At 65.1% G+C, this 21,019-nt stretch carries 25 protein-coding genes; 6 read left to right on the forward strand and 19 right to left on the reverse strand.

Annotated elements, in window-relative coordinates:
• Positions 1–40: 40 nt before the first annotated feature.
• From ACE3P0_RS15265 to cysT, 5 genes are all read right to left on the reverse strand, one after another.
• The gene (locus ACE3P0_RS15265) at positions 41–454 is read right to left on the reverse strand and encodes a DUF2946 family protein (RefSeq protein WP_374403574.1); all 414 of its coding nucleotides are present in this window, start codon (positions 452–454) and stop codon (positions 41–43) included.
• Between the two features lie 82 nt (positions 455–536).
• Positions 537–1,475: a CysB family HTH-type transcriptional regulator gene (locus ACE3P0_RS15270; protein WP_374403575.1), complete on the reverse strand. Its 939-nt coding sequence runs from the start codon at positions 1,473–1,475 to the stop codon at positions 537–539.
• A complete protein-coding gene (locus ACE3P0_RS15275) occupies positions 1,472–2,575 on the reverse strand; it encodes a sulfate/molybdate ABC transporter ATP-binding protein (protein WP_374403576.1) in 1,104 nt (367 codons plus the stop codon). Before ACE3P0_RS15275 ends, ACE3P0_RS15270 begins: the two co-directional genes overlap by 4 nt.
• A gap of 5 nt (positions 2,576–2,580) precedes the next feature.
• The gene (gene cysW / locus ACE3P0_RS15280; RefSeq protein ID WP_374403577.1) at positions 2,581–3,474 is read right to left on the reverse strand and encodes a sulfate ABC transporter permease subunit CysW; all 894 of its coding nucleotides are present in this window, start codon (positions 3,472–3,474) and stop codon (positions 2,581–2,583) included.
• Positions 3,474–4,304, reverse strand: coding sequence for a sulfate ABC transporter permease subunit CysT (gene cysT, locus ACE3P0_RS15285; RefSeq protein ID WP_374403578.1), 831 nt, complete (start codon positions 4,302–4,304; stop codon positions 3,474–3,476). Before cysT ends, cysW begins: the two co-directional genes overlap by 1 nt.
• 297 nt (positions 4,305–4,601) lie before the next feature.
• Between cysT and ACE3P0_RS15290 the strand changes: the two genes are divergently transcribed.
• The 3 genes from ACE3P0_RS15290 to ACE3P0_RS15300 are packed head-to-tail and all read left to right on the forward strand — an operon-like array spanning position 4,602 to position 6,016.
• Positions 4,602–4,895, forward strand: a complete 294-nt coding sequence (locus ACE3P0_RS15290; RefSeq protein WP_374403579.1) for a DUF2325 domain-containing protein — start codon at positions 4,602–4,604, stop codon at positions 4,893–4,895.
• Between the two features lie 5 nt (positions 4,896–4,900).
• Positions 4,901–5,203 carry a hypothetical protein gene (locus tag ACE3P0_RS15295; RefSeq protein WP_374403580.1) on the forward strand — a complete coding sequence of 101 codons (303 nt, stop codon included), beginning with the start codon at positions 4,901–4,903 and terminating at the stop codon, positions 5,201–5,203.
• 6 nt (positions 5,204–5,209) lie between these two features.
• Positions 5,210–6,016: a class II glutamine amidotransferase gene (locus ACE3P0_RS15300; RefSeq protein ID WP_374403581.1), complete on the forward strand. Its 807-nt coding sequence runs from the start codon at positions 5,210–5,212 to the stop codon at positions 6,014–6,016.
• 54 nt (positions 6,017–6,070) lie between these two features.
• On the opposite strand, the gene ACE3P0_RS15305 is transcribed toward ACE3P0_RS15300, so the two are convergent.
• The 8 genes from ACE3P0_RS15305 to ssuE all read right to left on the reverse strand — a co-directional run bounded on the left by ACE3P0_RS15305 (position 6,071) and on the right by ssuE (position 12,587).
• Positions 6,071–6,700 carry an RBBP9/YdeN family alpha/beta hydrolase gene (locus tag ACE3P0_RS15305; RefSeq protein ID WP_374403582.1) on the reverse strand — a complete coding sequence of 210 codons (630 nt, stop codon included), beginning with the start codon at positions 6,698–6,700 and terminating at the stop codon, positions 6,071–6,073.
• A 167-nt stretch (positions 6,701–6,867) separates the two neighbouring features.
• Positions 6,868–7,083: a molybdopterin-binding protein gene (locus ACE3P0_RS15310; RefSeq protein ID WP_172196566.1), complete on the reverse strand. Its 216-nt coding sequence runs from the start codon at positions 7,081–7,083 to the stop codon at positions 6,868–6,870.
• A 23-nt stretch (positions 7,084–7,106) separates the two neighbouring features.
• Positions 7,107–7,958, reverse strand: coding sequence for an ATP-binding cassette domain-containing protein (locus tag ACE3P0_RS15315; protein WP_374403583.1), 852 nt, complete (start codon positions 7,956–7,958; stop codon positions 7,107–7,109).
• 14 nt (positions 7,959–7,972) lie between these two features.
• The gene (gene ssuC / locus ACE3P0_RS15320; RefSeq protein ID WP_374403584.1) at positions 7,973–8,755 is read right to left on the reverse strand and encodes an aliphatic sulfonate ABC transporter permease SsuC; all 783 of its coding nucleotides are present in this window, start codon (positions 8,753–8,755) and stop codon (positions 7,973–7,975) included.
• Between the two features lie 7 nt (positions 8,756–8,762).
• Positions 8,763–9,935, reverse strand: coding sequence for an FMNH2-dependent alkanesulfonate monooxygenase (gene ssuD, locus ACE3P0_RS15325; protein WP_374403585.1), 1,173 nt, complete (start codon positions 9,933–9,935; stop codon positions 8,763–8,765).
• A 15-nt stretch (positions 9,936–9,950) separates the two neighbouring features.
• Positions 9,951–10,925: a sulfonate ABC transporter substrate-binding protein gene (locus ACE3P0_RS15330; RefSeq protein WP_374403586.1), complete on the reverse strand. Its 975-nt coding sequence runs from the start codon at positions 10,923–10,925 to the stop codon at positions 9,951–9,953.
• Between the two features lie 22 nt (positions 10,926–10,947).
• A complete protein-coding gene (locus ACE3P0_RS15335) occupies positions 10,948–11,913 on the reverse strand; it encodes a sulfonate ABC transporter substrate-binding protein (protein WP_374403587.1) in 966 nt (321 codons plus the stop codon).
• A gap of 77 nt (positions 11,914–11,990) precedes the next feature.
• Positions 11,991–12,587 (reverse strand): NADPH-dependent FMN reductase, encoded by a 597-nt coding sequence (gene ssuE, locus ACE3P0_RS15340; protein WP_374403589.1) that lies wholly within the window; start codon positions 12,585–12,587, stop codon positions 11,991–11,993.
• A 277-nt stretch (positions 12,588–12,864) separates the two neighbouring features.
• Between ssuE and ACE3P0_RS15345 the strand changes: the two genes are divergently transcribed.
• From ACE3P0_RS15345 to ACE3P0_RS15355, 3 genes are all read left to right on the forward strand, one after another.
• The gene (locus ACE3P0_RS15345) at positions 12,865–14,124 is read left to right on the forward strand and encodes an OmpP1/FadL family transporter (protein WP_374403590.1); all 1,260 of its coding nucleotides are present in this window, start codon (positions 12,865–12,867) and stop codon (positions 14,122–14,124) included.
• Positions 14,125–14,197: 73 nt separating this feature from the next.
• Positions 14,198–14,626 carry a YeeE/YedE family protein gene (locus ACE3P0_RS15350; protein WP_374403591.1) on the forward strand — a complete coding sequence of 143 codons (429 nt, stop codon included), beginning with the start codon at positions 14,198–14,200 and terminating at the stop codon, positions 14,624–14,626.
• Positions 14,626–15,081, forward strand: coding sequence for a DUF6691 family protein (locus ACE3P0_RS15355; protein WP_374403592.1), 456 nt, complete (start codon positions 14,626–14,628; stop codon positions 15,079–15,081). The genes ACE3P0_RS15350 and ACE3P0_RS15355 overlap by 1 nt, the downstream gene beginning before the upstream one ends.
• Before the next feature lie 56 nt (positions 15,082–15,137).
• On the opposite strand, the gene ACE3P0_RS15360 is transcribed toward ACE3P0_RS15355, so the two are convergent.
• The 6 genes from ACE3P0_RS15360 to ACE3P0_RS15385 form a co-directional block, all read right to left on the reverse strand.
• A complete protein-coding gene (locus ACE3P0_RS15360) occupies positions 15,138–16,994 on the reverse strand; it encodes a family 2A encapsulin nanocompartment cargo protein cysteine desulfurase (RefSeq protein ID WP_374403593.1) in 1,857 nt (618 codons plus the stop codon).
• Complete coding sequence (locus ACE3P0_RS15365; protein WP_172196552.1) at positions 16,969–17,898, reverse strand: family 2A encapsulin nanocompartment shell protein; 930 nt, start codon at positions 17,896–17,898, stop codon at positions 16,969–16,971. Before ACE3P0_RS15365 ends, ACE3P0_RS15360 begins: the two co-directional genes overlap by 26 nt.
• A gap of 99 nt (positions 17,899–17,997) precedes the next feature.
• The gene (locus tag ACE3P0_RS15370) at positions 17,998–18,264 is read right to left on the reverse strand and encodes a multiprotein-bridging factor 1 family protein (protein ID WP_374403594.1); all 267 of its coding nucleotides are present in this window, start codon (positions 18,262–18,264) and stop codon (positions 17,998–18,000) included.
• The gene (gene epsC / locus ACE3P0_RS15375) at positions 18,248–19,210 is read right to left on the reverse strand and encodes a serine O-acetyltransferase EpsC (RefSeq protein WP_374403595.1); all 963 of its coding nucleotides are present in this window, start codon (positions 19,208–19,210) and stop codon (positions 18,248–18,250) included. The genes ACE3P0_RS15370 and epsC overlap by 17 nt, the downstream gene beginning before the upstream one ends.
• Before the next feature lie 58 nt (positions 19,211–19,268).
• Entirely contained in the window at positions 19,269–20,243 is a 975-nt protein-coding gene (cysK, locus tag ACE3P0_RS15380) for a cysteine synthase A (RefSeq protein WP_374403596.1), read from the reverse strand.
• Positions 20,244–20,279: 36 nt separating this feature from the next.
• Complete coding sequence (locus tag ACE3P0_RS15385; RefSeq protein WP_374403598.1) at positions 20,280–20,807, reverse strand: rhodanese-like domain-containing protein; 528 nt, start codon at positions 20,805–20,807, stop codon at positions 20,280–20,282.
• Between the last annotated feature and the right edge of the window lie 212 nt (positions 20,808–21,019).

The raw sequence follows: 21,019 nt of genomic DNA on the forward strand, positions 1-21,019 counted from the left end.
ACGGGGCTGCCCCGGCGCGCGCGGTATCAAGGCTTGGATGTCAGACGTGCAGGGGTGGGGCGCGCGGCGCCGCCGAGGCCCAGATGAAAAGCGGCCTTGGTGCACTGAGGAAAAGACGGGGAACGAAAATCGCCTTGGCGGAGATCAGGCCAGGCATGCTCGCCGCCTCGGGGAGCGGTGCCGCGAACTGCAAGACGCAGAACGGGCAGTGATCGAGTGAAAGCTGCGCCGGCACGCGGCCCTGCAAATCAGGGCGATCCGGTTCGCCGGGATCCGCGCGGAACATCAGGCCCCGCGCAGTACAGATCTCAGCGAAACTCGACCCACCCGCCGAACTGAATGGCGCGTTGAGAGAGGACAGGGTGCGCGACAGCGTAGGCATGCACGCCGCGACCATGATCGCGACGAACGCACCCCACCACGCGAATCGCCAGCACTGCCCCCTCATCCCCATGGCCCGAATTTAGCATCAAAGCCTGCGCGAGATTGTCAGCCTGCGGTGCTGCGCGGGGAATGGTCACCCAGAGGTGCCAATCTCAATCATCCGCATCGCGCGCCGGGTTGATCGCCGGGCGCACATGCGCCTCGGTCAGGCGTGGTGAGCAGGCCTCGATGAACTGGTAGGCGTAGCCACGCAGGTAGTGGCCCTGGCGCACCGCGATGCGGGTGACGTTCTCTTCAAAGAGATCGAAGGATTCGAGTTGCAGCAGGCTGCGATCGCGCTCTGCGTTGAACGCGACCGAGGCCACGATGCCGATGCCGAGGCCCAGCTCCACATAGGTCTTGATCACGTCCGAATCGAGCGCGGACATCACGATGTCCGGCGCCAGGCCATGCGACGCAAAGGTCTGGTCGATACGCGCGCGGCCGGTGTAGCCCTCGTGGTAGGTGATGATCGGGTACTCGGCGACGGCTTCGAGCGTGAGCGGATGTACGTCCGCCAGCGGATGCCCTTGCTGCACGATCACCGCGTGATGCCAGCGGTGGTAGTCGAAAGTCACGATGTCCGGGGCGCCGTCGAGCGCCTCAGTCGCGATGCCGATGTCGGCATCACCCGCCTGCAACAGCCCAACGATTTCGGCCGGGCTGCCCTGGTGCAGCTCCAGATGCACTTTCGGAAAAGCCTGCTTGAAGCGCGTCACCACCGGCGGCAGCACATAGCGCGCCTGCGTGTGGGTGGTCGCGATCACGAGCTTGCCTTCGTCGCGTTGGCTGAACTGCTGCGCAAGGCGCTTGATGTTGCGCGCATCGAGCAGCATGCGCTCAACGATTTCGACCAGCTCCTTGCCCGGCTCGGTCAGGCCCAGCAGGCGCTTGCCACGGCGGATGAAGAGCTCGACGCCGAGTTCGTCCTCCAGATCCTTGATGTGTTTGCTGACGCCGGACTGCGAGGTGAACAGCGCGCTGGCGACCTCGGTCAGATTGAAGTTCTGGCGCACCGCCTCGCGGATGATGCGCAGTTGCTGAAAGTTCATGATGCAGTTCCGGTAGCAAGTGCGCCCGCTGCGGGGCGCGAGAAGACAGCCAGTTGGGAGGGTACGACACGCACGCGCGAGCCTTCGACAAGGCCCAGTTCGCGCACCCGGGCGCGCGAGAGTTCCACCTCGACCTGATCGGGCACACCCGGTTGCTGTTCCGACTGCAGCTCGATGCGGGCCTGCGAACCGAACCCGAGGATGCGCGTGACGGTGGCACCGATGCCATGGCTGTGCGCATCCCCGACCACGATATCAAGCTCGTGTGGGCGGGCAAAGGCCACCACTTCCTCGCCATGCGGCAGATCAGCACTCTGGTGCGGATGTGCATGGTTGGCGACCGACACATGATTGCCATCGACGCGACCATGAAACAGATTCACCGCACCGAGGAAGCCATACACGAAGGGCGTCTTCGGCGATTCATAGACTTCGTCCGGCGTGCCGACCTGCTCGACGTGGCCCTTGTTCATCAGCACGACACGGTCCGCCACTTCCAGCGCCTCTTCCTGATCGTGCGTCACGAAGATGCTGGTGACGTGGATCTCGTCATGCAGGCGGCGTAGCCAGCGGCGCAGTTCCTTGCGCACCTTCGCATCGAGCGCGCCGAAGGGTTCATCGAGCAGCAGCACGCGCGGCTCCACCGCCAGCGCACGCGCCAGCGCGATGCGCTGACGCTGACCACCGGAGAGCTGCGAGGGGAAGCGGTCGGCGAGCCAGTCGAGCTGCACCAGTTCGAGCAGTTGCTTCACCTTCTTCGCGATCACCGCTTCGCTCGGGCGCTCCTTGCGGGGTTTCACACGCAACCCGAAGGCGACGTTGTCGAACACCGTCATGTGGCGGAACAGCGCGTAGTGCTGGAACACGAAGCCGACGTTGCGTTCGCGCACATGGGTGTCGGAGGCATCTTCGCCTTCGAGCAGCACGCGGCCGCCATCCGCCGATTCCAGCCCCGCGATCACGCGCAGCAGCGTGGTCTTGCCGCAGCCCGAGGGGCCCAGCAACGCGACCAGCTCGCCGGTCGGGAATTCGAGCGAAACATCGTCGAGCGCAACGAAGTTGCCGAAGCGTTTCTGGATGCCTTCTACCTTGATGCTCATGGGCCTTACTCCGGACGCAGGTCGTCGCTCGCCGCCCGTGCGGCTTGCCACTCGACCCAGGATTTGATGACGAGGGTGACCAGCGCCAGCATCGCCAGCAGCGATGCCACCGCGAAGGCGGCGGAGAGCTGGTACTCGTTGTAGAGAATCTCGATGTGCAGCGGCAGCGTGTTGGTGTAACCGCGGATATGGCCCGACACCACCGACACCGCGCCGAACTCGCCCATTGCGCGGGCGTTGCACAGCACCACCCCGTAGATCAGGCCCCACTTGATGTTGGGCAGCGTGACATGCCAGAAGGTCTGCCAGCCCGATGCGCCCAGCACGATCGCCGCTTCTTCCTCGTCCTTGCCCTGCGCCTGCATCAGCGGAATCAGTTCGCGCGCGACAAAGGGGAAGGTGACGAAGATGGTGGCCAGCACGATGCCCGGCACCGCGAAGATGATCTTGATGTTGTGATCGGCGAACCAGGTGCCGAACCAGCCATGGGTGCTGAAGATCAGCACATAGATCAGGCCCGCGATCACCGGCGAGACCGAGAACGGCAGGTCGATCAGCGTGATCAGGAACTGCTTGCCGCGGAACTCGAAGCGCGCGATCGCCCACGCGGCAGCCACGCCGAACACCAGGTTCAACGGCACCGCAATCACGGCGGCCAGCAAGGTCAGTGTCACAGCGGACAGCGCATCCGGCTCGACCAGCGCGGCAAGGTAGGCATCCCAGCCCTTCTTCAGGCCCTCGACAAACACCGTCGCCAGCGGCAACAGCAGGAAGAGCGAGAAGAACAGCAGCGAGACGGCGATGATGGTCCACTTCACCCACGAGGATTCGCGGGTCGCCGGATTGTCTTCGTAGTGCCGCGGCGCGGCGTGCAGATTCAGTGTTGCGGTGGCCGACATCAACCCACCCTCCCGATGCGGCGCGCACTCCACGCCTGCAGGTTGTTGATGAGGAACAGCAGCACGAACGAGACGATCAGCATCACCGCGGCGATCGCGGTGGCGCCGGCATAGTCGTACTGCTCCAGCTTGGTGATGATCATCAGCGGCGTGATCTCGGACACCAGCGGGATGTTGCCGGCGATGAAGATCACCGAGCCGTATTCGCCCACCGCGCGCGCAAAGGCCAGTGCGAAACCGGTCAGCAGCGCCGGCAGCAGCAGTGGCAGCAGCACCTTGCGGAACACCTGCCAGCGCTGTGCGCCGAGCGAAGTGGCCGCCTCCTCGATCTCGGTTTCCAGGTCTTCCAGCACCGGTTGCACGGTACGCACGACGAAGGGCAGACCGATGAAGGTCAGCGCGACCAGCACGCCCAGCGGCGTATAGGCCACCTTGATGTCGTACGGCGCCAGCAGCGCACCGACCCAGCCCTTGGGCGAGTAGATCGTCGCGAGCGCGATACCGGCCACCGCGGTGGGCAGGGCAAACGGCAGGTCGACCAGTGCATCGACGATGCGTTTGCCGGGGAAGCGGTAGCGCACCAGCGCCCACGCGAGCAGGAAACCGAACACGGTGTTGATCACCGCCGCCAGCAGTGAGGCGCCGAAGGTGAGCCGGTACGAAGCCAGCACACGCGGCGAAGTGGTGGTACTCCAGAACTCGGCCAGCGTCAGCGTGGCGGACTTGGCAAACACCGCGAACAGCGGGATCAGCACGATCACTGACAGGTAGAACAGCGTGTAGCCCAGCGACAGGCCGAAGCCGGGCAGCACACGGCGGGCGGCACTCATGCGCGGCTCCCGTGCCCTGGGGCGGCAGATGGCGTGCTGGCTGCACGCTCGTATCGGGTCTTCATGGACGGAACTCCGTATCGGGGAGCACCGAGTCTATGAGAGCGGCCTTAGAAGCCTAAACAATAAAAACTCACTTCCATATGCAGAATCGCGTTTAAGCACTCAGGCAGATTCGTGCGTCAGGGCCCGCTGGTCGCAAGGCCCTCATCACGCATAAGCACTTCAGAATTCCTTGGTTGGGCAGCCTTGCCGGGCGACGTAGATTTGTCTCGCATACATCGCCGGAGAACAGAGATGACCGCACTCATTGTCGGCGGCGACCGGGTCGCCCCGCTCGCCCGCAGCCTCGCCGCGGCGGGCTACCCCGAGGTGCGCCACTGGAGCGGGCGCAAGCCGGGCGAGCTGCATCACCGCCTGCCACCAAGCACCCGCCTGGTGGTGGTGGTGGTCGACCAGATCAACCACATGATGGCCAGCCGCATCCGCGCCGGCGCCCAGGCGCAAGGCGTGCCGATCGTGTTCTGTCAGCGCTCACGCACCCAACTCGACGCCGAACTGCGTCGAATGCAGCTCGCGCAAGCTGCCTGAGACCCATGAGTGCCGCGCTCACGACCCGACAGATCAACGCCATTCGCGCCGCATTGGGCAAGCACAGCTTCACGCCGCTGGAAGTCGCGCAGCTGGACTATCACGTGATCCGCCATGCCCAGGGCCTCGGCCCGAAGAGCATCGCCGGCATTCGGCAGTGGCTGCTCGAAGCCGGCCAGGCGGTCGGCCACTGGCAGCACGACGATGGCCACTCGCAGCGCGAGCGGCGACGCGCCCAACGCATCGCACAAGCGGTCGCGCTGCTCGAACGACACGGCTACACCGTAGTCGCGCCGCGGGAGCGCTGACACAACATGTGCCAACTGCTCGGCGTGAGTGCGCGCAAACCGGTCTCCGCGGCCTTCGCGCTGCAAGGCTTCCTGCTACGCGGCGGCGAGACCGACCTGCATGCGGATGGCTGGGGCATCGGCTACTACCAGGGCGAGCATGCCCGCATGCTGCGCGAAGCCCGCGCGGCGGCGCACTCGGGCCTCGCACTGCGTATCCGCCAGCAGCCGATCCGCTCGCGCAACTTCATCGTGCATGTACGCAAGGCAACGCGTGGCGGTATTGCGGAACGCAACTGCCACCCCTTCCGTCGCGAGCTGTGGGGGCGAAGCTGGTTGTTCGCGCACAACGGCGATCTCGGCTCTGCGCTGCCGTGGGCCCACGGCCTCTTCCAGCCGATCGGCGAGACCGACAGCGAGCGCGCCTTCTGCCTGCAGCTGAACCAATTGGTCGATCGCTTTGGCCTGCGTCGGCCACCCAACGATGTGCTGGATGACACGCTAGAAGCGGAAGCGGACAGGCTCGCGCAGCACGGCAGCTTCAACTTCCTGCTGAGCGACGGCAACCGGCTCTATGCCCGCTGCGCCACGCAGCTCTTCCATGTTGAGCGCCGCTACCCCTTCGCGCAGGTGGAATTGCTCGACTGCGCACAGCAGATCGACCTGGCACGGCACAACCATCTGGACGACCGCATCAGCGTGATCGCAACGCAGCCGCTGACGCGCGGCGAAGCCTGGCACGCATTCGCGCCGGGAGAAACGAAGATCTTCATCCGGGGTACCGAGCACACCCCCAATGCAGCCGCCGAGACACGCCCGCTGATCTACGCTTGAGTGTCACCTTTCGGCATCGAGCGCCGCGCCTGGCTGCGTCGCTCAGCACAAGCGTCACGCCGTCCCGAGGTACTTGGCCCAGTCGAACTGCGTGCGACGGCTCTCGCCGCGCTTTCGACGCGACGAGAGCGGCGTGTCGCCGCCATCAAGCGGGCCGAGCGGAAAGTCGCCGTGCGAGCGGCGCAGCAGATTGAAGATATCAAGCCCGTCCGGCCACGGGCCATGACCGGAGTCGACATTGATATGCCCAGCCGCGCCGATATTCACGAAGCGGCTGCCCCAGCGATCGGCCAGCCACGCGGCGCGCATGACCCGCACCCAGGGGTCGTTGGTGCTGGCAACAACGACGCTGGGAAAGCCCAGCGGCTCATCGGGCAGCGCGTCGCTCAAACCGAACTTGTCCGGGTCGGCCGGCGCCACCAGCATCGCGCCGGCGATCCGCTCACGATAGGCCTGCGCCACATGCGCGGTCGCGAGGCAACCAAAGCTGTGCGCAACGATCCACACATGGCCGCGCGCGCGGTCCAGTTCCTGCCGCAGGCTGCCGGCCCAGCGCGCCAGATTGGGCTCGTCCCAGTTCGACTGCTCGACACGGACACAGCCCTCGAGCTGGCGCTCAAACCAGCTCTGCCAGTGCGCTGGCCCGCTGCCATGCAGGCCGGGCACCACGAGTACGGTAGACATGGATACCTCCTTGCGTCGCTGCCCCCGCCACGACGCGCGGGCTTGGAAGCGCTAACGAAATGCAGGGGCGCACAGCGCCCCGGTGCTGGCTGGGCGCGGCCGCGCAGACAGTACAAGTCGTACGGCAAGCGGTCGCAACAACGCCGGCAGCATGTTGTTGGTGCTTCTTACAGCGTCGCGATCGACACTTCGGTGGACTTCACCAGCGCGACCACTTCGGAGCCGATTTTCAGCCCGAGTTCATCGACCGAACGGGTCGTGATCACCGAGGTGACGATACCCGACGGGGTCTCGACATCTACCTCGCTGACGACATCGCCGCGCACGATTTCCTTCACCTTGCCACGGAACTGGTTACGTACGTTGATCGCTTGAATGGTCATGTTTTCTCTCCTGTTGAATCGGTTTAGATGGCCCAGCGGACCTGATTGACCGTGCGTTGCAGCGACACGTCGCCCAACTGCTCCGGCTCTGCCACGGGTTCCGCTGGCGGTTGCTGCAACACCTTGCGCAGCAGATAGTCCTCAAGCGCGGCAAAGCGCGGGCTGCCCCGTTCACGCGGGCGCGCAAGGTCGACAGACAGATCGAGCGTGATGCGCCCCTCGTCGATCAGCACGACGCGATCGGCCAGTGCAATGGCTTCGGCCACGTCGTGCGTAACCAGCAGTGCAGTGAAGCCACGCTCGCGCCAAAGGCCTTCGATCAGCGCGTGCATTTCAATGCGCGTCAGCGCGTCGAGCGCCCCAAGTGGCTCGTCGAGCAAGAGCAGGCGCGGGCTGTGCACCAGTGCGCGGGCGAGTGCAACGCGCTGGCGCTGCCCGCCCGAGAGCCGCGCAGGCCATTCGCCGGCACGTTCGGCGAGCCCGACCTGCGCGAGGACCTCGCGCGCCTTGCCGCGCTCGGCGTCCGACAGGCCGAGCGCGACGTTGTCGATGACGCGCTTCCACGGCAGCAGGCGCGAGTCCTGGAACATGATCCGGGTATCACCGCGCGCATCGCGCTGCTCGCCACCGAAGCGGATCTCGCCGTCTGTCTTGTCGTCGAGGCCTGCGACCAGTCGCAGCAAAGTGCTCTTGCCACATCCGCTGCGCCCCACGATGGCAACGAACTCGCCCGGCGCCACGTTCAGGCTCAAACGGTGCAGCACCTCACGTTCGCCGAAGCGTTTGACGACCTGCTCGATCTGCAGCGGAATACCGCCGGCCGCACCCCTCGCCCGTTGCGCCACGGCGCGCGTTTCCTGTGAATCAATCTGCATCACACGTGCTCCGCTCAAACGGGTTGATAGCCAGGGTGCCAGCGCAGCCAGCTGCGCTCCAGCGCGCGCGCCAGCACATCGGCCAGCTTGCCGAGCAGCGCGTAGAGCAGGATGCCGACCAGCACCACATCGATCTGCAGGAACTCGCGCGCATTCATCGTCATGTAGCCGATGCCGGCGTTCGCCGAAATCGTCTCGGCCACGATCAGCAACACCCACATCAGGCCGAGCGAGAAGCGCACGCCAACCAGAATCGAAGCCACCGCCCCAGGCAGGATCACATGCCGGTACAGCCCCCAGCCGGAAAGGCCGTAACTCTTGGCCATCTCGATCAGCGCCGGGTCGACCGAGCGGATGCCGTGAAAGGTATTGAGGTACACCGGGAAGAACACCCCCACCGCCACGAGGAACAGCTTGGCCGCTTCGTCGATGCCGAACCACAGGATCACCAGCGGGATCAGCGCGAGCGGCGGGATGTTGCGCAGCATCTGCAGACTGGTGTCGAGCAGGGTTTCGAGTTTGCGGAAGCTGCCGGTCGCGAGGCCCAGCAGCAGGCCAAGCCCGCCGCCGATCACGAAGCCGAGCAGTGCCCGGCGCGTGCTCACCAGCACATGACTCAGCAACTCGCCCGACGAAGCGAGCCGGATCGTCGCGCGCAGGATGTCGAGCGGCGCCGGCAGCACGCGGCTGGAGATCAGCCCGGTCTGTGCCGCAAGTTGCCACGCCACCAGCAACAGCACTGGCGGCAGCCACGGCAACAGGGCTTGCACACGGCGCTTGTTTTTCAGAGTACTCATCGCGGCCTCAACTTTGCGACGCCTTCGGCACGAAATGGTTGGCCACCACTTCACCGAAAGGCCCGGTCAGACTGCCACCCGGCAGCGCTGCATTCGGTGCGCTGTGCGCCAGCGGCAGCAGCGGGAAGACCAGCTCCGCGAAGCGATAGGCTTCTTCCAGATGCGGGTAGCCAGAGAGAATGAAGGCCTCTGCGCCGACATCCTGGTATTCCTTCAACTTCGCGGCAACCTGCTGGGGGTTGCCGACGATCGCCGTGCCTGCGCCTCCCCGCACAAGCCCGACACCGGCCCACAGGTTGGGGCTGATTTCCAGGTCGGCGCGAGTGCGGCCCTTGCCACTGCCGTGCAGTTCGGCCATGCGGCGCTGGCCGACCGAATCCATCCGCGCCAGCGCCGCTTGCGCCGTCGCGACGGTGTCATCGTCCAGCCGGCTGATCAGGCGTTCGGCATCCGCCCAGGCCTCTTCCTCCGTTTCACGCACGATCACGTGCAGGCGCACACCGAACTTAACGATGCGGCCGCGCTTGGCGGCACGAGCGCGCACATCGGCGAACTTCTTCGCAACCTCCGCTGGCGGTTCGCCCCAGGTCAGGTAGGTTTCGACCTGCTCTGCGGCGAGCTCGTGAGCCGGCTCCGACGAGCCGCCAAACCACACCGGCGGATGCGGCTTCTGCACCGGCGGATAGAGGAGCTTCGCGCCTTTGACTCGCAGATGCTTGCCCTCGAAGTCGTAGCTTTCGCCATCGTGGCTGCGAGCAATGATCTCGCGCCAGATGCGGATGAACTCGGCCGAGGCTTCGTAGCGCTCGGCATGCGAATCGAACAGGCCATCACCCGCAAGCTCGTTGGGGTCGCCACCGGTCACCAGATTCACCAAGAGGCGTCCGCCGGAAAGGCGGTCAAACGTCGCCGCCATACGTGCGGCAAGTGCCGGCTGTGTGAGCCCCGGCCGCAGCGCAACGAGAAAACGCAGTTGCTTGGTCGCGGCAATCAAGCTCGATGTGACGACCCACGGGTCTTCGCACGAACGGCCAGTCGGCGTCAGCACACCGTAGTAGCCGAGCCGGTCGGCGGCCTGCGCAATCTGCTGCAGGTAGTCCAGATCGACGCTGCGGGCGCCTTCGCTGGTGCCCAGGTAACGGCTGTCGCCGTGTGTGGGCAGGAACCAGAATACTTTCATGCTGAAACTCCGAAATTACTGTGCCACGACTGCAGCTGGCGCTTGCCAGACAATGTCGCTGACCTTGATCGCGCGCGGGATCAGGCCCAACTCGAGAAAGGCATCGGCGACCTGTTGCTGCTCTGCGACGTGGGCCGCCACGAGGGGCTTCACATCGGTTGAGGGACGACGATCAACAAAGCGCTGCGCCGTCGGCAAGTCGAGTCCGGTGACCTTCGAGTAGGTCTGCGCCGCCTCAAGCTTGTGCGCCTGCGTCCAGGCCTCGGCCTGACTGAGCGCATCAAGCAGACCCAGCACGGCTGCCGGTTGCTGACGGGCGAAGTTCGTCGCGGCGAGATAGAAGGTGTTGTTCGATGACAAGCCTTTGCCGGACGAGAGGACGCGCGGTTTTATCGCCAGCTCGGCGGCTGCATAGTACGGATCCCAGATTGCCCAGGCATCGACACTGCCGCGCTCAAAGGCCGCACGGGCATCCGCCGGGGTCAGATAGATCGGCTCGATATCCGCCCATTTGAGCCCGGCCTTCTTCAGCGCCTGGACCACCACAAAGTGCGCGCTTGAGCCCTTCTGCAGCGCCACCCGCTTGCCCTTCAAATCGACAAGGCTTCGCAGGGCCGAATTGGCCGGCACCAGGATCGCGGAGTTCTCCGGTTTCGGTGCTTCGGCACCAACGTAAAGCAGATCCTTGCCCGCAGCCTGCGCAAACACTGGCGGGCTGTCGCCGGTCATACCGAAATCAAGGCTCCCGACCGAAAGGGCCTCAAGCAATTGCGGGCCGGCCGGAAACTCGATCCAGCTCACCTTGGCAGCTGGGAAGCGCTTTTCCAGCAAACCGAGTTGTTTGACGATCAGCAGGTTGATCGAGCTCTTCTGAAAGCCGATCCGCAGCTCGGACGGGGCTCGCTCAGCTGCGTGTGCGTTGGCGGCCAGACCGGCAAGCAGCACCAGCGCGGCGAGCAAGCCCTTGAGATGACGTGTGAAGGAAGACATGGTTGCGATCTCGATCTGCGTCTCAGCGGCGCGCCGGCAGCGTGGCGTCCTTGACCTGGATCGCCTTCGGAATCAGCTTCAGGTCATAGAAGGTGTCGGCGAGCTTCTGCTGCTCGGCCAGCACCGCGTCGTCGATCGGGCGCACGCTCAGGTTGTAGCGGTTCAGTGCCTGCTCGATCACCGCCGGGTCCAGGCCCTGCAGCGTGGTCAGCTGCGCCGCCGCGGCACGGGTGTCTTTCTTGATCTGTTGGCCCAGCTTGTGCGCCTCATCGAAGAGGATGCGGATCACGTCGGCACGCTTCTCGGCGAACTCGCGTTCGGCGAGGAAGAAGGCGTGGTTGTAGACCACCCCCTGCCCGTCGGCGAGGATGCGGGCATCGACCTGCTTCTCGGCGGCGGACTGGAACGGTTCCCAGATCACCCAGGCGTCGATCGCACCACGCTCGAAGGCGGCACGCGCGTCGGCGGGCGGCAGAAAGACGGGCTGGATATCGCTGTACTTCAGGCCATGCTTTTCCAGCAGCTTGACCAGCAGGTAATGGACGTTAGAGCCCTTGTTGAGCCCGACCTTCTTGCCCTTCAGATCGGCGACGCTGCGAATCGCGGAGGCCTTGGGCACCAGCACCGCTTCGGCGGCCGGCGCCGGCAGCTCGTAGCCGACATAAACGAAATTCGCACCGGCGGCCTGCGCGAAGATCGGCGGCGCCTCACCGACGTAGCCAAAGTCGATCGAGCCGACGTTCAGGCCTTCAAGCAGTTGCGGCCCCGCCGGAAACTCGACCCACTTGATATCCAGCCCCTTGCCCGCGAGTTGCTTCTCGACAGTGCCCTGCGCCTTCAGCAAGGACAGCACGCTGGCAGACTTCTGGAAGCCGATGCGCAGCAGTTTTGGGTTGTATTCCGCAAGCGCGGCCGGTGCGATGAGGGCGGCGGCCAGCGCCAGGCTTGCCGTGGCGAATTGGCGACGATACTGATTGAAGACGGACATTCGGTTTCTCCGTAGTGCTGGATGAGGATGTGTGCGCGCCTGCACCGGCGCGACTCGTTCGAATTCGAAGGGGGCGCTCAGGCGCTGCAACGCGCCGGCGAGAAACGCATGAATCCGTTCGACGCGTTCAGCTTGGCAAGGCAGGGTGACGCACCAAGGTGCTGCGCCAGTGCGTTGACGCCGTCGTCCAGCCGCGCCGCAAGCGCCGGTGCGAGCTGCAGCCCGCCAAGGGCATCGCTGCCGATTTCGCTGTCGAGCGCAAACACCGCGCGGCCAATGTTTGCGGCGGAGAGGCTGGCCAGCACCGGGCGCAGCGCGTAGTCGATCGCCAGCGCATGCGCGAGGCTGCCGCCCGACGCAAGCGGCCACACGAACTTGCCTTCGAAGCCACGCTGCGGGAGCAGATCGAGGAAGGTCTTCAGCAGGCCGCTGTACGCCGCCTTGTAGATCGGTGTCGCCAGCACGATCACGCTTGCGTCCGCCACCGCTTCGAGTGCCGCAACGATCGCCGGGTGGCTGCGGTCTGCCAACAGCAGTGCCTCGGCAGGCAGGCTGCGCAGCGACAGTGTTGCGACATCCAGATCGGCGGCCTCGATTGCCCTGCCAACATGGGCCAGCAACTTCGCCGAGCGTGAATCAGCCGACGGGCTGCCTGCGATGGTCAAAATGCTCACGTTGCGCTCTCCTTGGTGGATCCGGCTCGACGAAGCGAGCCCCGCGAACGGAAAACACCGCAGCGGAGTCCGCAATCTAGGCAACGCGACGCAGATCGCGAACCAAGGAATTCAGCGAAGCATTTCACTCTTCTTCTGCATTGCGTATTCACCGCGCATCACGCGGATCGCGGATATCGATTGCAGATCCACGATGCGATGCAATGCGGAAAGACTTCGTTCTCGCGCGCCGGTTCTCCACCTAGCCTCGCCTGACCCAACTAGAGGAGAGATCCACGTGAACAACTCGCGTGTACTCAGGGCGGCGCTGTCGACCCTGTTTCTGCTGCCCGCCATTGCGGGCGCCACCAACGGCTATTTCGTACACGGCGTCGGCACCGCATCGCGCTCGCTCGCAGGCGTTGGCATCGCATTGCCGCTGGACGGGCTGGCCGCCGGCAACAACCCGGCCGGCGTTTCATTTGTTGATGACCGCGCTGACGTGGGTCTTTCATGGTTCCGCCCGGAACGGGGCGCAGAAATCGTCGGCAATCTGGCGGGCGCCAACGGTCAGTACGACGGCAGCGGCAAGAAGGATTTCTTCGTCCCTGAACTGGGCCTGATCAAACACTTTGCGCCGGCACTCACCGGCAGCCTGGCGATCTACGGCAACGGCGGCATGAACACCCAGTATGCGCAGAACCCGTTTGGCGCCTTCGGCAGCAAGGGCCAGGCCGGCGTGGATCTGAGCCAACTCTTCATTGCACCGACAATCGCCTACAAGGTCACTGACACCCAATCGATCGGCGCCTCGGTGGTGTTCGCCTACCAACGCTTCAAGGCCGAAGGTCTGTCGGCGTTCGATAATCCCTACTTCACCGCCAGCCCCGGCCATGTCACCGACCAAGGCTACGACTCCTCGACCGGTTGGGGCGTGCGCCTGGGCTGGACAGGCCGCATCGCGCCGACACTCACGCTCGGTGCAACCTGGGCGTCGAAGATCAGGACCGGCGAGTTCGACAAGTACCGTGGCTTGTTCGCAGAAAGCGGCGGATTCGACATCCCATCCAACTACGGCCTCGGACTCGCCTGGGCGGCGAACGATGCGCTGACGCTGGCTGCAGACTGGCAGCGCATCGCCTACAGCGAGATCAAATCGGTCGGCAATCCGCTGGCCAAACTCAATGCCGGTAACCCGCTCGGCAGTGCGGATGGCCCCGGTTTTGGCTGGAAGGACATCTCGGTCTACAAGCTGGGAGCGAGCTACACGCTCAATCCTGCGGTGACGCTGCGCGCTGGCTACAGCCACGCCGATCAACCGATCCCGGCGGACCAAACCCTGCTCAACATCGTCGCCCCGGGCGTAGTGCAGGACCACCTGAGCCTCGGTGCCACCTGGCGCGTGTCGCCGGCGGGAGACTTGAGCCTTGGCTTCACACACGGTTTGAAGCAGACGGTGAACGGCTCGCGCTCTATCCCGCCCGCCTTCGGTGGCGGCGAAGCCAACATCCATTTGCAGGAGAACATTTTCGACATCGCCTATGGCTGGCGATTCTGAGGCGCCAACTCAGGGCGACTTGAGATACATCGACAGGCCCCGCGGGGCCTGTCTTTGCTGGAGCGGATACACGATGATCACGAGTAATTTCATACAGCCGCTCGCCGGCGGCCTGCTGATCGGCGCGGCGGCATCGCTGCTGTTGTGGCTCAACGGCCGGCTCGCCGGGGTCAGCAGCATTGTCGGCGGCGCGGTATCTGCCGACCCGCACGAACGCCACTGGCGACTGGCCTTTATCGCAGGCCTGATCGCCGGCGCCGCAGCCTTGTATGCCCTTCACGGGGCTGCGCCGCAAGCGCGCGCAGGTTTCCCGACCGGCTTGCTTGCGTTCGCTGGCATGCTGGTCGGCTACGGCACCGCGCTGGCCAACGGCTGCACCAGCGGGCATGGCGTGTGTGGTCTGGCGCGCCTGTCCCCACGCTCGCTGGTAGCGACAGCGAGCTTTCTTGCCACCGGCATCGTCACGGCGCTGCTGGTACGGCATGGATTGGGGGTGCAGTGATGGGGCGCGTACTTTCGAGCCTGTTGAGCGGGCTGTTGTTCGGCGCCGGGCTCGCTCTGGCCGGCATGACCGACCCATCCAAGGTGCTCGGCTTCCTCGACATCGCCGGTCACTGGGATCCGTCGCTGCTATTCGTACTGGGCGGTGCGGTCACGCTCGCCACACTGGCCTTTCGTCTGATCCTGCGACGCGCGAGACCGCTACTCGACACCCGCTACCACCTGCCAACGGCCACCAAGGTCGATCAGCCGCTGGTCCTGGGCTCAGTGCTCTTCGGCATCGGTTGGGGTGTCAGCGGCTATTGCCCAGGGCCGGCGGTCGCCTTGCTTGCCGCACCCAATGCCGAGACCTGGATCTTCTTGCCCGCACTGCTCGCCGGCGCCCTGCTCTTCCGACTGCAAACGCGTTTTCTTGCCGGGCGAACTTCGCCTCAGGAAGCTGGCGCGGACGCCTGAGAAGAATAAAGGCCCCGTCGCCTTGCGGGCGAACGAGGCCTGATTGCTGTCGTGACTCAGTGTGCGCGGTTGCTCGATAGCCGACGCACCACCGACACCAGCGCATCGACTTCCGCACAGGTGTTGTAGAACGCCAGCGAGGGGCGGACCGTGGCTTCGAGTCCGAAGCGGCGCAGGATCGGCTGGGCGCAATGGTGGCCGGAGCGCACCGCAATGCCCTCACGGTTCAGCGCCTCGCCCACCTCTTCGGTGCGATATCCCGCCAGCACGAAGGACAGCACGCTGGCCTTGTCCGCGGCAGTACCGATCAGCCGCACGCCCGGCACGGGCTTGAGCGCGTGCGTCGCATACGCCAGCAGCTCGTGCTCGTAGCGCGCGATGTTCTCGATGCCGATGCGTTCGACGTAATCGATCGCAGCACCGAGGCCGACCGCATCCGCAATGTTGCCGGTACCGGCTTCGAAACGGTTGGGCGGTGGCTGGTAGATCGTGCGCTCGAAGGTGACGTCGGCAATCATGTTGCCGCCGCCCTGCCAAGGCTGCATGTGCTCAAGGAGGTCGCGCTTGCCGTAGACCACGCCGATGCCAGTCGGCGCGAACACCTTGTGCCCGGAGAACACGAAGAAGTCCGCATCCAGCGCCTGCACATCGACACGCATGTGCGACACCGACTGCGCACCATCGACCAGCGCCTTGGCGCCAACGCTGTGTGCCAGCGCGACGATCTCGCGTACTGGCGTGATCGTACCCAGCGCGTTGGAGACCTGCGTGATCGCCACGATCTTGGTGCGGTCGTTGAGCAGCTTGCGGTATTCCTCGAGCAGGATCTGGCCTGAGTCGTCCACCGGGATCACGCGGATCTTCGCGCCCACCTGCGCCGCGAGCTGTTGCCAGGGCACGATGTTGGCGTGATGCTCCAGGTTCGACACGACGATCTCGTCACCGGCACCGACGTTCTGCACACCCCAGGTCTTCGCGACGAGGTTGATCGCCTCGGTCGCGCCCCGCACGAAGATCACCTCTTCCACCGAACTGGCGCCGATGAATTTGGCGACCTTCTTGCGCGCGCCCTCGTAGGCATCCGTCGCCCGCGCGGCCAGTTCATGCGCAGCGCGGTGGATGTTGGAGTTTTCGTGCGCGTAGAAGTGAGCGAGCCGGTCGATCACCGCCTGCGGCTTGTGAGTGGTCGCTGCGTTGTCGAACCAGATCAGCTGCTTGCCGTTGACACGCTCCTGCAGGATCGGGAAATCGCGGCGGACGGCATTGACGTCGAACGGCGGATGCCCGCTCGGCCGCACCTGCGGCGGATCCTGCGGCAATGCCACCGGATCGACGAAGTAGTAGCCGGGCGCGCTGCGTGCCGCTTCGGGCGAAACTGCACGCGGCGAATCGGTTCCTGCGAGCAGCGCACGCAGTTCGGATTCACCGGGCAAGCCGAAGGACTGGGCGGTAACACGGTCATCCCGCGGCACTTCGACCTGAGGCTGTGCGCCGAGCGCCGGTGCGTCACCGAGGAAGTAGTACGGCGAGGTGGGCGGCGTGGCGCTTGCGACCTGAGGCGGCGTGACCGACGGCAGCGCCGCGGCGTAAGCCTCCGGCACGCCGAGCGACGCGCCACCAGTACGGCCAGCGGCTGGTGACGCATCGGGCAGCGACTCCGGAATACCGCTCGGCGCGGCTGCCGAGGGCGCGAACGTCGGTGCGCGACCCGCCAGATCGAGCCGGGGCTCCGGCGCCTGCGCTTGGGTCAGCGTACTGCCGCCGAAGCCGTCGAAATTCGGCGGCGTGGTACCCGGCAGTGCAGCAAAGAACTCACCCGCAAGGCGCGCAAGCGTTCCGACATCCGGCAAGCCCGGCGGCGCCGCGGGCGCAAGGCCCGCGAGCCCCTCACTTGTAGGTGTCGGGATAGTCATGGTACTTGCCGATCTCCACGTCTTCGAGCACTGCCAGTGCATCGTCGGTCAGCACGGCGAGCGAGCAATACAGCGAAATCAGGTAGGACGCGATCGCGTTGCGGTTGATGCCCATGAAGCGCACAGACAGGCCCGGGCTCTGTTCGCCGGCAAGGCCCGGCTGGAACAGACCAACCACGCCCTGACGCTTTTCGCCGACGCGGATCAGCAGGATCTTGGTCTTGCCATCAACAACCGGCACCTTGTCCGATGGAATGAGCGGGATGCCGCGCCAGGTCAGGAACTGCGACCCGAACAGGCTGACGGTGGGCGGCGGCACGCCACGGCGGGTGCACTCGCGGCCAAAGGCGGCAATCGCCAGCGGGTGGGTCAGGAAGAAGGCCGGCTCTTTCCAGACCTTGGTGATCAGTTCGTCCAAATCGTCCGGCGTCGGCGCACCGGTCAGCGTGAACACGCGCTGCTCTTCTGCGACGTTGGCGAGCAGGCCGTAGTCCGGGTTGTTGATCAGCTCGGATTCCTGACGCTCCTTGATCGTCTCGATCGTCAGGCGCAGCTGCTCTTTGATCTGGTCATGCGGGCTGCTGTACAGATCCGACACGCGGGTGTGCACATCGAGGATCGTCGTGACCGCGTTAAGGAAGTACTCGCGCGGCTGTTCCTCGTAGTCCACGAAGGTCTGCGGCAGTTCCGATTCATCGCGCTGCGAACAGGCGACCTGCACATTGGCCGGATTCTTGACCTTGTTCAGCCGGTAGATACCGGCTTCGACCGGTAGCCACTGCAGCAGATGGACCAGCCAACGCGGCGAAATTACCGACAGTTGCGGGACGGTCTTCGTGGCATTCGCCAACTGGCGGGCGGCGTTATCGCCCAGCGCGGTCGGGATGCTTTGGTGGTCAGCCATGAACGCTACTCCTTATGCAAAATCTTGAAATGAACTGCACTAAATTTCCAATCACTCACCTTGCAACACGGCCTTGACCGTCTCAACCGCCTATCGCCATCAAAAGTGTGTGTACTCGCGGGGCCGAGCCAAGGACTCACAACGCGCCATCACGATCGAGAGCCGCACACCGAAGGCGTCGGCAAGCTTTGCGGCGGTGAGGATCGAAGGCACCACATCACCCCGCTCCACCTCCCCAACGTAAGTCCGGTTGAGGTCCGCCTTCTCGGCCAGCAACTCCTGCGACCAACCGCGTTCGCCACGCAGTAGCCGTACCGCGCGACCAAACAGCGCCGCATCGAGCGATGTGTCAGATTCCCGCGCCATCGTTGATCACTTCCTGTCGGGTGTTGGCCTGAGTCACATGACTACCCGGCGGCACGCTGCGCGTGAGCCAGATGTTTCCGCCGATCGACGAGCCCTTGCCAATCGTGATGCGACCAAGGATGGTTGCGCCGGCGTAGATCACGACGTCGTCTTCGACCACCGGATGACGCGGGGCGCCTTTGAGCAAGTTGCCGTCCGCATCCTGTTCGAAGCGTTTCGCGCCCAGCGTCACCGCCTGGTACAGACGCACGCGATCGCCGATCACCGCGGTCTCACCGATCACGACGCCGGTGCCGTGATCGATGAAGAAGCTCGCACCGATCGTCGCGCCAGGATGGATGTCGATCCCTGTTTCTGAGTGTGCGATCTCCGACACGATGCGGGCGATCAGCGGCACGCCGAGCCGGTAGAGCTGGTGCGCGAGGCGGTGGTGGATCACCGCCAACACGCCGGGGTAGCACAGCAGCACTTCGTCCACGCTGCGGGCCGCCGGGTCGCCGTTAAACGCTGCGGTCACGTCAGTATCGAGCAGACGTCGTACCGCCGGCAGCAGGCTGGCGAAGCTGCGCACGATCTCGACCGCGCGCAATTCCAGCTCGGTCGGGCTGGACGGTGCTTCACGCGCGGCGTAATTGAGTTCCAGTCGCACTTGCGCAAGCAGGCTGTTGAGGGCTGCATCCAGCGTGTGGCCGACGTAGAAGTCCTCGCTTTCCTGGCGCAGATCGGCCGGCCCGAGGCGCATCGGAAACAGCGCACCGCACAGCGCGGCGGCGATATCGTTGAGCGCGCTGCGTGAGGGTAGCTCCCGTCCGCCGAAGTCGCGCCCGCGGCGTTGGGCTGTGCGCCAGGTGTCGCGTGCCTCACGCAGCCCCGCGACCACGCGATCGAGGTCCCAGTTGGGCTGCGCGCTGAGCAGATGCGCGGAAACGGTGGCCTCGTCGCTCATGTCGCGGCCCGCCTATCCGATACACGATTGCCGCCGCCTGACGGCCGAGGCCGCGTATTCATACGGGCAGCCCGGTCGCGTCGAAGACGCCGTCGAACAGGATCGAGCTCAGGTAACGCTCACCAGAGTCCGGCAGCACGACAACGATGGTCTTGCCGGCGTTCTCGGGCTTCTTTGCCAGCCGAGCCGCTACCGCAGCCGCTGCGCCGCACGAAATGCCGGAGAGGATGCCTTCCTCGCGGGCGAGACGCCGCGCGTATTCCACTGCTTCCTCGTTGCTGACCTGTTCGATCGCGTCGATCAGCGACAGGTCCAGCACCTGCGGCACGAAACCCGCGCCGATGCCCTGGATCTTGTGCGGGGCCGGTTTCAGCGGTTCGCCGTTGCGCGCCTGCGTCAGCACCGGACTGGCGGTGGGCTCCACCGCGACGGCCTGGATTGCCTTCTTCTGCGTACCCTTGATGTAGCGGGTCACACCGGTGATCGTGCCGCCGGTGCCGACGCCAGAGACCAGAATGTCGATTGCGCCCTCGGTGTCCTGCCAAATTTCAGGCCCGGTGGTCGACTCATGAATCGCCGGATTGGCCGGGTTCTTGAACTGTTGCAGCAGTACGTACTTCGGGTCCGACGCGGCGATTTCCTCGGCCTTGGCGATCGCGCCGCTCATGCCCTTCGCGCCTTCGGTCAGCACCAGCTTCGCGCCGTAGGCGAGCAGCAGCTTGCGCCGCTCGATGCTCATCGTCTCGGGCATCGTCAGCGTGAGCGGGATGCCTCGCGCCGCGGCGACGAACGCCAGCGCGATGCCGGTGTTGCCGCTGGTCGGTTCGACCAGCTCCTTGCCCGGCCCGAGCAAGCCGCGCTTCTCGGCATCCCAGATCAGCGCCGCGCCGATGCGGCACTTGACCGAATACGCCGGGTTGCGCCCCTCGATCTTCGCCAGCACCGTTGCCGGCGCACCGTCGAGGATGCGGTTGAGCTTCACCAGCGGCGTCCGGCCGATGGACAGGGAGTTGTCAGCAAACCAGTTCGACATGTTGCGCTCCAGAAATGGCGGGAATCCGCGAATCGATCAGTCCTGAACCCAAGGCAGGCCATGCACGCGCCAGCCGCCGACGCGGCCGCGCTGCTGCTGCGCGTCCAGATCGCCCTCGAAGCCTTCGAGGACGTTGAATACGTTGGTGAATCCGGCTTTCGCTGCAGCCTCGGCGGCATCGGCCGAACGCTTGCCGCTACGGCACAGCAGCAGCACCACGGCGCTCTTGCCGGTCTTGCTCTCGAGTTCGCGCACGAAGCGCGGATTGCGGATCAGCGAAGTCCCCGTCATCCACGCCACATGCAGGGTGTCGGGCACATGGCCGACGAACTTGCGCTCCTCGGCAGTGCGTACGTCGACCAGCACTGCGGCACCTTCACCAACCAGGGCCCAGGCCTCCTGCGGCGTAACGCGGCCGGCATACGGCAGCCCCGCATCGCGCGCTGCGGCGCGTGCGCGCTCAAGAATGGCCTCTGCGTGAGCCGACTGCGGCGCCTCGGATTCCGTGGCGTGAAAAGCCGTCGCAATGGCTTCGCCGGCATGGGATGTTGCTATCAGTGACATGTCTTCCTCCGAATCGCCCGCCAGGCGGGACGTTCTGCGCATCTGGCGCGCGATGGAGAGAGCCTAGGCGCGTGGCGCTTGCACGCGAACCAAGAAAAATTCCAGTGCTTAGTCAATTTCCGTTCATTCCCATATTCGCGATATGGGATTCGGTTCGGCGGGGCGGTAAACGCCAAGCGGCCCGGCAAATGCCGGGCCGCTTGTGCCGAAGA

It is taken from the genome of Niveibacterium sp. (assembly GCF_041909475.1).
Classification (GTDB): domain Bacteria; phylum Pseudomonadota; class Gammaproteobacteria; order Burkholderiales; family Rhodocyclaceae; genus Niveibacterium.

Coding starts and splice junctions, on each gene's coding strand:
- cysK (WP_374403596.1), bottom strand. CDS start 20,243: ATGTCGAACTGGTTTGCTGACAACTCCCTGTCCATCGGCCGGACGCCG.
- epsC (WP_374403595.1), bottom strand. CDS start 19,210: ATGAGCGACGAGGCCACCGTTTCCGCGCATCTGCTCAGCGCGCAGCCC.
- ACE3P0_RS15265 (WP_374403574.1), bottom strand. CDS start 454: ATGGGGATGAGGGGGCAGTGCTGGCGATTCGCGTGGTGGGGTGCGTTC.
- ACE3P0_RS15365 (WP_172196552.1), bottom strand. CDS start 17,898: ATGGCTGACCACCAAAGCATCCCGACCGCGCTGGGCGATAACGCCGCC.
- ACE3P0_RS15350 (WP_374403591.1), top strand. CDS start 14,198: ATGATCACGAGTAATTTCATACAGCCGCTCGCCGGCGGCCTGCTGATC.
- ssuC (WP_374403584.1), bottom strand. CDS start 8,755: ATGAGTACTCTGAAAAACAAGCGCCGTGTGCAAGCCCTGTTGCCGTGG.
- ssuD (WP_374403585.1), bottom strand. CDS start 9,935: ATGAAAGTATTCTGGTTCCTGCCCACACACGGCGACAGCCGTTACCTG.
- ACE3P0_RS15360 (WP_374403593.1), bottom strand. CDS start 16,994: ATGACTATCCCGACACCTACAAGTGAGGGGCTCGCGGGCCTTGCGCCC.
- ACE3P0_RS15370 (WP_374403594.1), bottom strand. CDS start 18,264: ATGGCGCGGGAATCTGACACATCGCTCGATGCGGCGCTGTTTGGTCGC.
- cysT (WP_374403578.1), bottom strand. CDS start 4,304: ATGAGTGCCGCCCGCCGTGTGCTGCCCGGCTTCGGCCTGTCGCTGGGC.
- ACE3P0_RS15300 (WP_374403581.1), top strand. CDS start 5,210: ATGTGCCAACTGCTCGGCGTGAGTGCGCGCAAACCGGTCTCCGCGGCC.
- ACE3P0_RS15310 (WP_172196566.1), bottom strand. CDS start 7,083: ATGACCATTCAAGCGATCAACGTACGTAACCAGTTCCGTGGCAAGGTG.
- ACE3P0_RS15385 (WP_374403598.1), bottom strand. CDS start 20,807: ATGTCACTGATAGCAACATCCCATGCCGGCGAAGCCATTGCGACGGCT.
- cysW (WP_374403577.1), bottom strand. CDS start 3,474: ATGTCGGCCACCGCAACACTGAATCTGCACGCCGCGCCGCGGCACTAC.
- ACE3P0_RS15355 (WP_374403592.1), top strand. CDS start 14,626: ATGGGGCGCGTACTTTCGAGCCTGTTGAGCGGGCTGTTGTTCGGCGCC.
- ACE3P0_RS15305 (WP_374403582.1), bottom strand. CDS start 6,700: ATGTCTACCGTACTCGTGGTGCCCGGCCTGCATGGCAGCGGGCCAGCG.
- ACE3P0_RS15335 (WP_374403587.1), bottom strand. CDS start 11,913: ATGTCCGTCTTCAATCAGTATCGTCGCCAATTCGCCACGGCAAGCCTG.
- ACE3P0_RS15330 (WP_374403586.1), bottom strand. CDS start 10,925: ATGTCTTCCTTCACACGTCATCTCAAGGGCTTGCTCGCCGCGCTGGTG.
- ACE3P0_RS15295 (WP_374403580.1), top strand. CDS start 4,901: ATGAGTGCCGCGCTCACGACCCGACAGATCAACGCCATTCGCGCCGCA.
- ACE3P0_RS15275 (WP_374403576.1), bottom strand. CDS start 2,575: ATGAGCATCAAGGTAGAAGGCATCCAGAAACGCTTCGGCAACTTCGTT.
- ACE3P0_RS15315 (WP_374403583.1), bottom strand. CDS start 7,958: ATGCAGATTGATTCACAGGAAACGCGCGCCGTGGCGCAACGGGCGAGG.
- ACE3P0_RS15270 (WP_374403575.1), bottom strand. CDS start 1,475: ATGAACTTTCAGCAACTGCGCATCATCCGCGAGGCGGTGCGCCAGAAC.
- ACE3P0_RS15290 (WP_374403579.1), top strand. CDS start 4,602: ATGACCGCACTCATTGTCGGCGGCGACCGGGTCGCCCCGCTCGCCCGC.